Genomic DNA, 13,008 nt, shown 5'->3' with positions numbered 1-13,008 from the left:
ATAGTGCCGATATAACGGCCACTTTTCCCAACGGGCAAAACAAATAAAGCACTAAAAAGAAGCGTACTTGCACCAAAAGTTGCCAAGGAAAACACCATGCCTGCCACGCTAGATCTTGATAGTTCACTGCTCGATACGCTCTGGGTACTGTGGGCCGCAGCCCTGGTATTTGTGATGCAAGCTGGCTTTCTCTGTCTGGAAGCTGGCACTACGCGCACCAAGAACGCTATCAACGTCGCTATGAAAAACGTAGCGGACTTTGCCATTGCCGTCAGTGTTTTTTGGTTGGTCGGGTTTGGCCTCATGTTTGGCGACTCCCACCATGGCTTGATCGGCACAACGCTATTGGGTTGGCAATTAGAAGCTTCCAGCAGCTGGGTGATTACCGTTTTCATTTTCCAAGCAATGTTCTGTGCCACCGCCGCCACCATTGTGTCGGGGGCGGTGGCAGAACGTATGCCCTTTTTAGCCTATACCTGGACGGCCCTCTGGATAGCCTTGCTTATTTATCCGGTTTTTGGTCACTGGGCATGGGGCGGGCTTTTGGGTGGCGCCCAAGGCTGGCTTGGTTCCCTTGGGTTTGTCGACTTTGCCGGCTCGACGGTCGTGCATAGCGTGGGCGGCTGGGTAGCCCTGGCAGCGGTACTCTGCATCGGCCCACGCAGCGGTCGCTTCACCCGTGGTAAGCCTCCCACTGCCTTTCCTTCGGGCAACTTACCCCTCGCTATGCTGGGCGCACTGTTTATGATCTTAGGCTGGTTTGGCTTTAACGGCGGCAGCACCCTGGCCGTTACCGAGCAAATACCCGGCATAATAGCCAATACTGTTTTGGGCGCGGTCGGCGGGATCCTCTCGGGGATGCTGATGGGACTGCGCACGCGGCGTTATGCCGACGTCATGTTTGCGATTAATGGCGCCATTGCGGGCTTGGTCGCCGTCACTGCAAGCGCGCACGTGATCTCCTTATCGGCGGCATTTGGGCTGGGTGCGGTTAGCGGGGTACTGATGGCACTAACCAGCGAATGGCTGCTAAGTAAACATATTGATGATGCAGTCAGCGCCATACCTTCGCACCTCGTCGCAGGCATATGGGGCACTCTTGCACTGCCCTGGGTCGCTGACCTAACGCTATTGGAGAGTGGCTTGTCTCGATCTACTCAATTTGGCATTCAGTTGATCGGCGTTTTGGTATGCGGCGTCTGGAGCTTTGGCAGCGCCTGGCTACTGTTCCGCATTACCCGGCGCTTCCTGCCCATACGCGTCTCCCCTGAAGCAGAAAAGATAGGCCTCAACCTCGCGGAGCATGGCGCCAATAATGAGTTGAACGAACTACTTGAACATATGCGCCAGCATGAACAGCAGGGCGATATGCGCCAGCGCATTGATGCCGATCCGTTTACCGAAGTGGGCGAAATAGCGGCGAGCTATAATCGCGTCACCGCCGCCCTTGAACGCGCCGTTGGGCATACCCGCGTGATGCTGCGTAATCTCCGCGATGGCGTGATTACCTGGCAGGCAGACGGCACCCTGACCAGCCTTAACCCTGGGGCGGAACACCTTTTCGAAGTCGATGCCAAACGGTTTATTGGCCAACCCGTTTCACAGCTATTGCCAACCCGCTCGCTCACTCCCGGAGCACGCCATGAAATTAAGCGCCGCTGCGCCGATATGCAGGTGCGCTACCTGGAAATACAAGTTAGTGAAGGCGCCAGTGGTTCCGTGTCAGAGCGCTCGGGCATGGTGCGAGATATTACCGAGCGTAAACAGCTGCAGGAGCAGTTAAACCGCGAACGCGACCTTGCCCGCACCACGCTGGCATCCATCGGGGACGGCGTTATTACCTGCGACGCCAGTGGCAACGTAACGTTTGTTAATGCGGAAGCTAAGCGCTTGACCGGATGGACACTCGAGGAGGCCATGGATAAACCCATTCATGTGGTTTATCAGTTACTCAATGAAATCAGCGGTGAACCGCTGAGCAACCCAGCCCGACAAGTGCTCACCCAGCTCTACCCGGTGCACGCCACCGAACATTGCCTGCTGGTGAGTCGTGATCACTCGCCTACCCCAATCCAGCACAGCGCTTCACCGATACGTTCGCGCAGCGGTATTACCTTAGGTGCAGTCGTTGTTTTTCAGGATGTTAGCCTTACGCGCCAGCTTACTGAACAGCTGAGCTATCAGGTCAGCCACGATATCCTCACCGACCTGCTCAACCGCCGCGCCTTTGAATCAGCGCTCAGGGCATTACTCAATCGCAAAGATGGCCATCATGTGATGTGCTACTTAGATCTCGATCAATTCAAAATCGTCAATGACACCTGCGGCCATCTCGCTGGAGACGAGCTGTTGCGCCAAGTGGCGTTAAAATTGAAAGACCATGTACGCAGTAGCGATATCGCGGCCCGCCTAGGCGGCGATGAATTCGCTCTGTTGCTACCTGACTGTGCGATAGAGCGAGCAATGACGATTGCGGAAGCGCTTCGCTGCGATATTGAACAGTACCGTTTTGCCTGGCAGGGACACACCTTTGGTATCGGGGTGAGTATTGGCCTAGTTGAGCTAACCGCTGCTCATCCCATGCAGTTGAGCCAGGTTCTTCACGCCTCAGACTCGGCGTGCTACGCCGCCAAAGAGGCAGGCCGCAATCGCATCCACTGCTATCAACCTGACGATCATTCATTACTGGAGAAACACGGTGAACTGCAGTGGGTGCAACGCTTACAAAATGGCTTGGATAACGACGCCTTCCGCCTTTTCGCCCAACCTATTACAGCCGTTTGTGCCGATGGCCCTGGCTACCGGGAAATTCTGCTGCGACTTGAAGAGCATGGAGAGGTCATCACGCCAGGTAGCTTTCTACCCGCCGCCGAGCGTTATCACTTCATGGTACGCATTGATCGCTGGGTGATTCGTAACACCCTAGCCTGGTTAGGAGATCAAAACCGCCACGCGACGCTGCCGTCTCATAGCTTGTGGGGGATCAATCTTTCTGGAGCATCACTTTCCGATGCGGATTTTTGTCAGGATCTTATTACGCAAGTCGCCACGGCCAACCTACCCCACGGCACGCTATGTTTTGAAATTACCGAAAGCACCGCCATTGCCCAACTCTCAAGGGTTAGCGAATTAATTGTCACCCTAAAAGAGTACGGCTGCCGCTTTGCACTGGATGACTTTGGCACCGGCCTCTCCTCTTTTAGCTATTTAAAGCAGTTGCCCGTCGATTATTTGAAAATTGACGGTAACTTTATTCGCAATGTACATCAGGACCCAATCGACCGAGCGATGGTTGAGGCGATTCATGCCGTTGGCAAGGCGCTAGCGATCAAGACCATCGCTGAATTTGTGGAAACGCAAGCAACGCTCGACACGCTGCACCACATGGGAATTGACTATGCACAAGGGAATTTCCTTGGCAGACCTGAACCGCTCACCCATTTGGCAGGCCACCGCATTAAGGTAATGCCGCGCTAGCGATCAGAGGGGAAAACCTAAAAGCCAGAAACGCCAAAATCCCAACTAAGGGCATAAATACTAAATTAGGAAATCGCTAAAACAAGAGAGGGGAAAACAGAAGATAAAATATGCGGGGGTAATGGGGTGGATGATGGGACTTGAACCCACGACCACCGGAGTCACAATCCGGGGCTCTACCACTGAGCTACACCCACCACAACCTAAAACTGGATACGCAGCTATTGTCACTTACGCAAACATTGTCACTGGGGTGGATGATGGGATTTGAACCCACGACCACCGGAGTCACAATCCGGGGCTCTACCCCTGAGCTACACCCACCAAAGACAATCTTACGTAAAAACAAATAATGCTTGCTTGGAGATAAGATTCTGACAGGTTGTTACCACTGAATTAGGTGGCACGCCCAGCAGGAATCGAACCCGCAACCTACGGCTTAGAAGGCCGTTGCTCTATCCGGTTGAGCTATGGGCGCACATATAGTATTCATAAGAAACGAACACTGATGAGCACTAGACCACAACTGCAGCTTGGAAAAGCAAACTACTACCTTTCATGCTAAGTGAATGGTCGGGATGGAGGGATTCGAACCCCCGACATCCTGCTCCCAAAGCAGGCGCGCTACCAGACTGCGCTACATCCCGATTTTTATCACCTTAGACGCTACCGTGCTGCCCGTCTCAAGCGAGGCATATATTACTATTTTTAATTTTAAAGTCAACCATTAAAGTGATTGTTAGTGAAGGCGCTTTGCCTGGATGCCCCAGCGTGCGAAAATTACCCTCTTTAAAGCGCTGTTGCGTGAGCGCTTTAAATGCCTAGGCCATTTTTAACATCCACAGGGATTCCATTACATGACCGCCCAACTAATCGATGGCAAAGCCATCGCTGCTACTGTCCGCCAACAGGTTGCCGAAAAGATCGCTGCACGCCGTCAAGCAGGCGGGCGGGCACCGGGACTAGCCGTGGTTGTGGTCGGGGACGATCCCGCCTCTCAAGTGTATGTCAGCAATAAGCACCGCGCCTGTGAACAGGCCGGCATTCTCTCCTTTCAGCACGCTCTGCCCGCTACAACCTCACAGCATGAGTTGGAAGCCCTGGTTGATCAGCTCAACAGCGACCCGACCGTTGATGGCATCTTGGTTCAACTGCCACTGCCCAAGCATCTCGATGCAGAGCCCATTCTAGAGCGTATTCTGCCTGGCAAAGATGTCGATGGGTTTCATCCCTACAATATTGGCCGCTTAGCGCAGCGTATGCCCGCCCTGCGCCCGTGTACGCCGAAAGGGATCATGACCCTACTGGCACAGAGCGATATTGCGCTACGCGGCTTAGACGCCACCGTCGTGGGTGCCTCTAACATTGTAGGCCGCCCGATGGCGCTGGAGCTGATGCTGGCGGGCTGTACCACCACCGTGTGCCACCGCTTCACCCGCAACCTCGAAGATCACGTACGCCGAGCCGACATTCTGGTCGTGGCCGTCGGCAAGCCGGGTATCGTGAAAGGCGAATGGATCAAGCCGGGCGCTATCGTGATCGACGTAGGCATCAATCGCCAGGAGGATGGCACCTTAAAAGGCGATCTTGATTTTGCCACTGCTGCCGAACGCGCTAGCTTCATCACCCCCGTACCCGGAGGCGTTGGGCCAATGACCGTTGCAACGCTGCTGGAAAATACCCTTGAAGCCGCTGAGCAACACGATTTAGCTGCCCTAGAGCACGCCTGAGTTAAACACCACTTTTAATGTAGGAGCATGGAGCAGTGAAGCGTATTGGTATTATTGGCGCAATGGCGCAGGAAGTGAGTACTTTGGTAAGTCAACTGGATAACCCGCAACGCTATGAGCACGCGGGTTTTGTCTTCCATACCGGCACGCGTTACGGCCTTGAGGTCATTGTTTTGCAGTCGGGAATAGGTAAAGTCAACGCTGCGGTAGGCACGGCTATCTTATTAGAGCGCCATCTGCCCGACGCCATTATCAACACCGGTTCCGCCGGTGGCTTTGCCGCCGATTTAGCCATTGGCGATGTGATCATTTCGGACGAAGTACGCCATCACGACGTCGACGCCGTGGTATTTGGCTACGAGATAGGCCAAGTGCCGGGGATGCCCGCCGCCTACTTAGCCGACAAATCACTGCGAGAAGTAGCGCGTAATGCCATCGCCTCGCTGGGTGAAGTTCAGGTGCGCGAAGGCTTGATCGCCACTGGTGACGCCTTTATGAGTGACCCAGCCCGGGTAGACGCTACCCGCGCACAGTTCCCCAGCATGCTTGCGGTAGAGATGGAGGCCGCCGCCATTGCCCAAACGTGCCACCTCTACCAGTGCCCTTTCGTGGTTATCCGTGCGCTCTCTGATATTCCCGGCAGTGGCGACAACCACCTCTCCTTCGATGAGTTTCTGGAAGTGGCCGCCGACCACTCATCGCGCATGGTTGATCAAATGCTTAAGCAGCTTGGCAACGCCTAGCAGCGCCTGCTAAGCGCTTGATGCCGTCGACCGTTTAAGCGTCGACGGCTTGTTAAGACCTGGCTTGTTAAGACCTAACCGCCCAGCTAAGCGTTTCCCCCGCCAGCAAGGGAATAATTTTCTCCCCCTGGGCGTAAGGGTAACTCTCCGGAAGCGCCCAATCCCGTCGCTCAAGCGTAATGGTGTCTGCGTTAGCCGGAAGCCCATAAAAACGCGGCCCATTAAGGCTGGCGAAGGCTTCCAGCTTGTCCAAGGCATTCATTTCATCAAAGGCGGTGGCGTAAAGCTCAATGGCCGCGGGGGCGGTATAGGCGCCGGCACAGCCACAGCTTGACTCTTTAGCGCCTTGGGAGTGAGGCGCGCTATCAGTGCCCAAAAAGAACTTATGGCTACCGCTGGTGGCCGCTTTTAGCAGCGCTTGGCGATGCTGCTCGCGCTTGAGGATGGGCAGGCAGTAGTAGTGAGGACGAATGCCTCCTACCAGCATCTTATTGCGGTTAAACAGCAGGTGATGGGCGGTAATGGTAGCGGCCACATTATCCGGTGCTTGGGCAACAAACTCTGCGGCTTGCTGGGTGGTGATATGCTCACACACTACTCTCAGCGCTGGGTGGCGTTCCAGCAGCGGTTTTAGCACTGTTTCAATGAATACCGCTTCGCGATCAAAAATATCGATTTCGGCATGGGTGACTTCACCGTGCATCAAAAGTGGCATGCCGACCTTAGCCATCATTTCGATAGTGGCGTCACAGTGGGCCAAATCGGTCACCCCTGAATCGGAGTTAGTAGTGGCCCCCGCCGGATAAAGCTTCACCGCTTTAACAATGCCACTTTGTGCCGCACGCTCGATCTCTTCCGGCGGCGTTGTATCGGTGAGATAGAGCACCATTAAGGGCTCAAAGGTACTGCCCGCTGGCAAGGCAGCGAGAATACGCTGACGGTATTCAAGCGCCTGAGCCGTAGTGGTAACCGGCGGTGTGAGATTGGGCATAATGATCGCCCGCCCCATTTGCGCGGCGGTATGGCCAACTACCGCTTTAAGCGCCTCATCATCGCGCAGGTGAAGGTGCCAGTCATCGGGGCGGGTCAGTGTCACAGTGTCCACGGCAAGTCCTGTAGTGGTGTTAAATCGGGTAAAGTAAGTCGGGTAAAATACGGTCTGTACAGTATACGCAATTGCGCGATGGGATAAATCCGCTCATCAAGCGCCCACACCCCAGCCCAAGTGTCGTATTATGGCGGCGCTGTTTTTAAGCCACGGCTCTTTTAAGACCTAGCTTTATTAAGACCGAGGTCTAACGGATAGTTTTTACAGTCGTTTATAAAAGTTAGTTTTTGACGCTAAGGATTCAGTTGTTTATGCAGAACGTGCGCCGCTATGCGGATATTATTGCCAGCCTGGAAGGATTGATGTGGCTAAGCCTCGCTTGGTCGATTTCACTCTCGGTTCAAATCGGCAGCACGGAACCTACTCTCGCCAGCTTATTGGTGATTGGGGCACTGGTGGTTTTCAGTTGGGCGCATCGGCCACTGCGTTACCTGTTACGCCGCTACCATATTCGTAAACGGCGCACCGATATGTGGATACATACCCTGGCCCTGCCGCTACTGCTGGCGATGTTCTTCCACATCATGCTTGAAGCTTTGCTGGGTAGCGCCTGGCTTCCACCCAAAATGCTGCTGTTCAATATATTGGCGTCTGCTGGCTGGACAACCTACGTCATGACGCTATTCATTAAATTTGTCATCCATGGCTTTAAAGCCAGAACCAAGTAAGCCCAACATGCAAACTGCCCTACCCCTTCCGCTTTCTACGCCCAACCGTAACTTGGTGCGGCTGACTATTGTGCGCGGTATCACCTGGACCGGTTTTTTACTGGCTATCGTGGTGGGCGTTGAACTGCTCGCCTTCGATTTGCCGGTAACCGCCGTAGTGAGCGTAGTCATTTCAATGGGCGTGCTCAACATCGCCACTTGGTGGCGCCTGGGCCGTCCACGCGCGGTGACCCACCTTGAGTACTTGCTGCATTTACTCGCTGACATTACCGGCTTAACGCTGCTGTTCTACTTCTCGGGCGGCTCCACCAACCCTTTTATTACCTACTACTTGGTGCCAGTCACCATCGCCGCCGCCACGTTACCCTGGCGCCACGCATGGATCATCGCCGCCTGCTCCATGGCGGGTTATACCTATTTAATGTTCTCCTACTATCCCATCCCCCAGCTGGGCCATATCAATAGTGATAGCCCCTTGAGCCTACATATATTAGGCATGTGGCTTAACTTCGGTCTCTCTGCGGGCTTGGTAACGTTTTTTATTTATAAAATGGCTCACGCACTGCGCAGCCGTGATCAGGCGCTTTCCCGCACTCGGGAAGCCGCCCTGCGCAATGAGCAGGTATTGGCGGTCGCCACCCAAGCCGCGGGCACCGCCCATGAACTGGGCACACCCCTCTCTACCATGGCCGTCCTCCTCAAAGAGATGCAGGCCGATGCCCCCGTCGATTCGGCGCTTGATCAGGACATTAACTTATTGCGCCAGCAGGTAGACGTATGCAAATCACGTCTGCAAAATTTGGTGTCAAACGCTGATCGGCGGCGCATGGCAGAACCCGAAGTGCTCGATGCCGAAGTGTGGTTAGCGGGCGTTGTGCAGCGCTGGCTGGTGCTTCGTCCTGATGTAAGCCATCAATTCGATGTAGCAGAGAAACGCGGCAGGCCTTGGCTGGCCGTCGATGCCACGCTCGACCAAGCGTTAACCAATTTGCTCAATAACGCCGCTGACGCTAACCCAGAACACATTGCCATACGCTTAGACTGGCAGAGTGAGAGCGTGGTGATCGACATTCGTGACCATGGCCCAGGTGTCGCCATGTCGATTGCTGACCAATTGGGTGAGACGTTTATTTCGACTAAAAGCAAGGGCATGGGCATCGGCTTGTTTTTAACCCATGCCACCATCAATCGCTTTGGTGGGGGCGTAAGCCTGTATAATCACCCGGAAGGGGGTACGCTAACGGAAGTTACGATGCCTCGCTGCGCAGCGCCTAATTAATCGCGCCCGCCCCAAGCACCGCCAGTAAGGATTGAGGACAACATGCAAACGCGAGAGCAACGCCTGCTGATCATTGATGACGATGAAATGTTTTGTCATGTTTTGAACCGTGCCCTAACGCGCCGCGGTTACGACGTTATCGTTGCCCACGAGGCCGAACAGGCCCTGACCATGGCCGCGCAGTACTCACCCACCATGGCGACCCTTGATTTAAAACTGGAAAACAGCTCAGGCTTAAAACTGCTTCCTGAGCTGCTTGCCACCGTCCCCCAGTGTCGCATTGTGGTGCTGACCGGCTACTCCAGCATCGCCACAGCGGTGGAGGCGATTAAGCTTGGCGCGGTTAATTACCTGTGTAAGCCGGTGGATGCCGACGATGTATTAGCCGCGTTCGAGCGCCAGAGCGGCGATCCGGATATTGAGCTTGCGGACAACCCGCCATCGATTAACCGCATCACCTGGGAGCATATTCAGAAAGTGCTGCAGGAGCACGACGGCAATATATCCGCCACCGCCCGGGCACTAGGCATGCATCGCCGCACACTGCAGCGCAAATTACAAAAACGCCCGGTACGGCGTTAAAACCTGCAACAAGGCTCCCCGCCAACCACATAAGGTCATTGGCGGGGCCGCACTGATTACTTAATGCGCCGTCCAGCCTAGATCAATATTAAAGCTTGAGCCAGTCACGGCACCGGCAGCGTCGGACGCCAGGTAAGCGACTAATTGCGCCACTTCTCCAGGCTCTATCAAGCGTTTGATCGCCGCCTCTTTGAGCATGACTTTTTCGATGACTTCTTGCTCGTCCATACCGTGCAATTTAGCCTGGTCGGCGATTTGATTGTCTACTAGCGGGGTTTTCACATAGGCAGGACATACCGCATTAGCAGTGATGCCTTGGTCACCGCCCTCTAGCGCCGCCGTTTTGGTCAAACCAATCATGCCATGTTTAGCACTGATGTACGCTGCTTTACCCGGTGAAGCCACCTGGGCGTGTATTGAGGCCACGTTAACGATGCGTCCCCAGCCCTTCTCACGCATATGCGGCCACGCTGCCTGTGTCAGCAAGAAAGGTGCCGTCAGCATAAGATCCATAATCTGACGCCACTTCTCTTCGGGGAAGGTCTCAATCGAGGCAACATGCTGAATGCCAGCATTATTGACCAATATATCAACCCCGCCAAAGCGCTTAACCGCATCTGCTACCGCCGCACGGCAGGCATCAGGGTCGGTTAGATCCGCTTCAAAGAACGCCGCGCCGGCTTTTTCAGCGACGGTATTACCCGCCGGATTAAAATCGACGGCAAGCACTTGATGGCCTAATTCGCAAAAGTGCTTAACCACAGCGGCACCGATCCCGCTGCTAGTACCGGTTACCAGCGCAACTCGCGGCGTTGTAACGGCTTGGGAAGTCATAGGCAATTTCCTTTTTCACTAATGGATGGAAGATGCTGTTTGTAGAAATCCTGACAGTATAGCTGGCTGCGCTTAGGCGTCGGGCTCCTCGTTCGGCTGCATTAAACGCGCCATCATTTGCTGCGCCAGCCTTGCGGCCTCCTGCATGCTTTCCAGCTCGCTTAAATCATGCAAAATGACGCGCTTGTAAAGTTCATAGCCGCCTGGCAAATGCTCAAGCGATAATTGGTATGCGCCTGACGGCAGTGAGAGCGTAAGGCTATCCGCCAAAGGCTCGGTAAACAGGGACTGGTCAGGCACTGCAACCAGCCACAGCTCACAGGGCGTAATCAACGCACCCACGCTATGCTCAGCGTCATGATGCTGAAAGCATAGCGCATCAACCCCCAAACGCGGGTTCCAGTCACTCTTTTGTTTAATGGCGGGCAAGTGCACGTCTCGGTAGGCCTTCGCCAATTCAGAAAGGAAGGTGTATTCGTCAGCGGTGAGCGTCTGCATAGGCTTGTTGGTTTTCCCAGATGATAACGGGCATTAATGGTTCGTGTAGCGAGCTGCTATTGGCGAAACGTGTTCTGCTCAGCCACAATGGGCGCGAATTTATCGCTTAGCCTACGGCTATTGACCCTTCAGTTACTGTCCACATGGTAACTTACTCTGCTTATCGTAAAGGAGCGCCACCTATGTTTGTGGTTATTTTTGGTCGGATGTCCTGTCCTTTCTGTGTGCGCGCAAAACAGCTTGCTGAGCACTTGGAAAAAATCGGCAAAATTGAAGGCTATCGCTATGTGGATATGCCTTCCGAAGGCGTCACCAAAGAAGATATCGCCAAAACGGCGGGTAAACCCATTCACACTGTCCCGCAGATATTTGTCGATCAAGCCCATGTGGGCGGCTTTACTGAATTTGATCAGTTTGTCCGCGACCAGCAGCTGCTTGCCGTTTAACCGCTCGTTAATAGCCGTTGAACACTTGCTTACCTCGCTTGCCTATACTGAGCAGTTATTTAATGGCTCACGCCAGGTGTGCCATTTTAGGCAAGGAGTTCACCATGCAGCGTCAGGAGTTTGTTCAGCAGCTGTGGCTTGACTATGTTCATACCCATCCCGATATCGGCGCCCTTCGACTGTGGCCGTTATCCACGGCGGCCGAATATTTAACGCTGGTAACGCTCAATTACGGCCCCTTTGCCGCTGCCGCGCTTACCGGCAATTTGGCTCATATGGGCTATCGCGCCATGGGCCATTACGCCATGGCCGATAAAGGGCTATTAGTTCAACTACTCGCGCCAAGCGACGGTAGTAGTTGGCTGGTGCTGGCAGAATTGCAAATAGGCACGCTGTCCAAGGCTCCTCGGGAAGCCATTGAAGGGCTAGTGCAACAATCTCATCCTCAGGATTGCAAAGGTCACAATTTACTTTGCCGCGGTCGCCCCTGGCCGATGCCTTCCTGGGCGCTTTATCAACAGTTGCAGCAAGCACACCCCTTGGCTGCCTGGATTGCGGTTATGGGGCCCCGTTTACATCACGCTGGCTTTGATTGCGGTCAACTTGGGGAGCCCATGGAGACGCTGGATCAGCGCCTAAACGAAGTAGGCATGCCAAGCCTAGAGGGGCAGCAAAACGGTGTCTTCACGGTGTCATCACTACTGGATCACCGTTTTTACCCCACCACACCGCAGAAAACAGTCTTCGCCGATGGCGATGAGCATCGCCTCTGCTTAGGCGGTCTGGCGTTAGTCCAAAAGCATGTTGAAGATAGTCACGAGCGTATTGCCGATTTACTGCTGCCCCACCATACGCGCTGTGAAATGGCCTGAGACGCTAGCGAAATGTGCGCTAACGTCTCACTGCGCCCTCTATCTACCCTTCTTAATCTTCGGGCTGTTAATCGCGCGGGGTATGGAAACGGTGCTTACTCGGCATCAAACGTCATCTCGGGAACATGGTCCGGTACAATCAGCTTGCCTGCCGTTTTCTCGATGATCTCCTCAACGCTTACCCCCGGCGCGCGCTCCTTGAGAATAAAGGCGCCGTCTTTGATTTCAAGATAAGCGAGATCCGTCAAAACACGGTTAATACAGCCAGCGCCGGTCAGCGGCAGTTCGCATTTTTCAAGCAGCTTGGATTCGCCATGCTTGGAGGCGTGGGTCATGGTACAAATGATGTTATCAGCACCGGCAACAAGGTCCATGGCACCGCCCATACCTTTGATCAGCTTTCCCGGAATCATCCAGGAAGCAATGTTCCCTTGCTGATCCACTTCGAAAGCTCCCAGCACGGTCAAATCCACGTGGCCACCGCGAATCATCGCAAACGATTCTGCTGAAGAAAAAATCGCTGCGCCTGGGCGCGCCGTCACCGTCTCTTTACCCGCATTGATCATATCTGGATCAAGCTCGTCTTCGCTGGGGTAGCGGCCCATCCCCAACAGTCCGTTCTCGGACTGCAGCATGACATCGATGCCATCTGGGATGTAGTTGGCAACCAGGGTGGGAATACCAATGCCTAGGTTGACGTAAAAACCATCTTGAAGTTCGCGGGCGACACGCTGAGCCATCTGTTCTCGTGTTAAAGCCATGGTGACTTCC

The 13,008-nt window shown here is 54.3% G+C and carries 12 protein-coding genes and 4 tRNA genes; 8 read left to right on the top strand and 8 right to left on the bottom strand.

Features of this window, described 5'->3' with window-relative positions; genetic code table 11:
• The first annotated feature begins 96 nt into the window (after positions 1 to 96).
• Positions 97 to 3,477: an ammonium transporter gene (gene amt, locus QHL1GM_RS03255; protein ID WP_071693193.1), complete on the top strand. Its 3,381-nt coding sequence runs from the start codon at positions 97 to 99 to the stop codon at positions 3,475 to 3,477.
• 122 nt (positions 3,478 to 3,599) lie between these two features.
• Here amt and QHL1GM_RS03250 read toward each other — a convergent pair.
• The 4 genes from QHL1GM_RS03250 to QHL1GM_RS03235 all read right to left on the bottom strand — a co-directional run bounded on the left by QHL1GM_RS03250 (position 3,600) and on the right by QHL1GM_RS03235 (position 4,124).
• Positions 3,600 to 3,674: transfer RNA gene (locus QHL1GM_RS03250), tRNA-His, on the bottom strand.
• A 52-nt stretch (positions 3,675 to 3,726) separates the two neighbouring features.
• Positions 3,727 to 3,801 (bottom strand) — tRNA-His (locus tag QHL1GM_RS03245).
• Between the two features lie 77 nt (positions 3,802 to 3,878).
• A tRNA-Arg gene (locus QHL1GM_RS03240) sits at positions 3,879 to 3,955 on the bottom strand.
• Between the two features lie 92 nt (positions 3,956 to 4,047).
• A tRNA-Pro gene (locus QHL1GM_RS03235) sits at positions 4,048 to 4,124 on the bottom strand.
• A 210-nt stretch (positions 4,125 to 4,334) separates the two neighbouring features.
• Between QHL1GM_RS03235 and folD the strand changes: the two genes are divergently transcribed.
• Positions 4,335 to 5,207: a bifunctional methylenetetrahydrofolate dehydrogenase/methenyltetrahydrofolate cyclohydrolase FolD gene (gene folD, locus QHL1GM_RS03230; protein WP_071693192.1), complete on the top strand. Its 873-nt coding sequence runs from the start codon at positions 4,335 to 4,337 to the stop codon at positions 5,205 to 5,207.
• Between the two features lie 35 nt (positions 5,208 to 5,242).
• A complete protein-coding gene (gene mtnN / locus QHL1GM_RS03225; protein WP_071693191.1) occupies positions 5,243 to 5,950 on the top strand; it encodes a 5'-methylthioadenosine/S-adenosylhomocysteine nucleosidase in 708 nt (235 codons plus the stop codon).
• A gap of 67 nt (positions 5,951 to 6,017) precedes the next feature.
• Here the strand turns inward: mtnN and pyrC are convergent, their stop codons facing one another.
• Positions 6,018 to 7,055: a dihydroorotase gene (gene pyrC / locus QHL1GM_RS03220; RefSeq protein ID WP_071693190.1), complete on the bottom strand. Its 1,038-nt coding sequence runs from the start codon at positions 7,053 to 7,055 to the stop codon at positions 6,018 to 6,020.
• A gap of 254 nt (positions 7,056 to 7,309) precedes the next feature.
• On the opposite strand from pyrC, the gene QHL1GM_RS03215 reads away from it, so the two are divergent.
• The 3 genes from QHL1GM_RS03215 to QHL1GM_RS03205 are packed head-to-tail and all read left to right on the top strand — an operon-like array spanning position 7,310 to position 9,587.
• Entirely contained in the window at positions 7,310 to 7,726 is a 417-nt protein-coding gene (locus tag QHL1GM_RS03215) for a hypothetical protein (RefSeq protein WP_071693189.1), read from the top strand.
• Positions 7,727 to 7,733: 7 nt separating this feature from the next.
• Complete coding sequence (locus tag QHL1GM_RS03210; protein WP_071693188.1) at positions 7,734 to 9,005, top strand: ATP-binding protein; 1,272 nt, start codon at positions 7,734 to 7,736, stop codon at positions 9,003 to 9,005.
• 42 nt (positions 9,006 to 9,047) lie between these two features.
• On the top strand, positions 9,048 to 9,587 hold the full coding sequence (locus QHL1GM_RS03205) for a response regulator transcription factor (RefSeq protein ID WP_071693187.1): 540 nt from the start codon (positions 9,048 to 9,050) through the stop codon (positions 9,585 to 9,587).
• Between the two features lie 60 nt (positions 9,588 to 9,647).
• Here QHL1GM_RS03205 and QHL1GM_RS03200 read toward each other — a convergent pair whose 3' ends face one another.
• Entirely contained in the window at positions 9,648 to 10,421 is a 774-nt protein-coding gene (locus QHL1GM_RS03200; RefSeq protein ID WP_071693186.1) for a 3-hydroxybutyrate dehydrogenase, read from the bottom strand.
• 72 nt (positions 10,422 to 10,493) lie between these two features.
• Positions 10,494 to 10,919: a [NiFe]-hydrogenase assembly chaperone HybE gene (gene hybE, locus QHL1GM_RS03195; protein WP_071693185.1), complete on the bottom strand. Its 426-nt coding sequence runs from the start codon at positions 10,917 to 10,919 to the stop codon at positions 10,494 to 10,496.
• A gap of 182 nt (positions 10,920 to 11,101) precedes the next feature.
• Here hybE and QHL1GM_RS03190 point away from each other — a divergent pair, with 182 nt between their 5' ends.
• Positions 11,102 to 11,365, top strand: coding sequence for a GrxA family glutaredoxin (locus QHL1GM_RS03190; protein ID WP_071693184.1), 264 nt, complete (start codon positions 11,102 to 11,104; stop codon positions 11,363 to 11,365).
• Between the two features lie 104 nt (positions 11,366 to 11,469).
• Complete coding sequence (locus QHL1GM_RS03185) at positions 11,470 to 12,237, top strand: DUF1338 family protein (protein ID WP_071693183.1); 768 nt, start codon at positions 11,470 to 11,472, stop codon at positions 12,235 to 12,237.
• A gap of 95 nt (positions 12,238 to 12,332) precedes the next feature.
• On the opposite strand, the gene QHL1GM_RS03180 is transcribed toward QHL1GM_RS03185, so the two are convergent.
• Entirely contained in the window at positions 12,333 to 12,998 is a 666-nt protein-coding gene (locus QHL1GM_RS03180; RefSeq protein ID WP_071693182.1) for a CoA transferase subunit B, read from the bottom strand.
• Between the last annotated feature and the right edge of the window lie 10 nt (positions 12,999 to 13,008).

The sequence above is a fragment of the Halomonas sp. QHL1 genome (assembly GCF_001882345.1).
Classification (GTDB): domain Bacteria; phylum Pseudomonadota; class Gammaproteobacteria; order Pseudomonadales; family Halomonadaceae; genus Vreelandella.
Note: the sequence above shows the minus strand (reverse complement) of the source record. Positions and strands in the feature narration are given on the sequence as shown.

Coding starts and splice junctions, on each gene's coding strand:
- hybE (WP_071693185.1), bottom strand. CDS start 10,919: ATGCAGACGCTCACCGCTGACGAATACACCTTCCTTTCTGAATTGGCG.
- amt (WP_071693193.1), top strand. CDS start 97: ATGCCTGCCACGCTAGATCTTGATAGTTCACTGCTCGATACGCTCTGG.
- QHL1GM_RS03200 (WP_071693186.1), bottom strand. CDS start 10,421: ATGACTTCCCAAGCCGTTACAACGCCGCGAGTTGCGCTGGTAACCGGT.
- QHL1GM_RS03190 (WP_071693184.1), top strand. CDS start 11,102: ATGTTTGTGGTTATTTTTGGTCGGATGTCCTGTCCTTTCTGTGTGCGC.
- QHL1GM_RS03205 (WP_071693187.1), top strand. CDS start 9,048: ATGCAAACGCGAGAGCAACGCCTGCTGATCATTGATGACGATGAAATG.
- folD (WP_071693192.1), top strand. CDS start 4,335: ATGACCGCCCAACTAATCGATGGCAAAGCCATCGCTGCTACTGTCCGC.
- QHL1GM_RS03185 (WP_071693183.1), top strand. CDS start 11,470: ATGCAGCGTCAGGAGTTTGTTCAGCAGCTGTGGCTTGACTATGTTCAT.
- QHL1GM_RS03210 (WP_071693188.1), top strand. CDS start 7,734: ATGCAAACTGCCCTACCCCTTCCGCTTTCTACGCCCAACCGTAACTTG.
- QHL1GM_RS03180 (WP_071693182.1), bottom strand. CDS start 12,998: ATGGCTTTAACACGAGAACAGATGGCTCAGCGTGTCGCCCGCGAACTT.
- QHL1GM_RS03215 (WP_071693189.1), top strand. CDS start 7,310: ATGCAGAACGTGCGCCGCTATGCGGATATTATTGCCAGCCTGGAAGGA.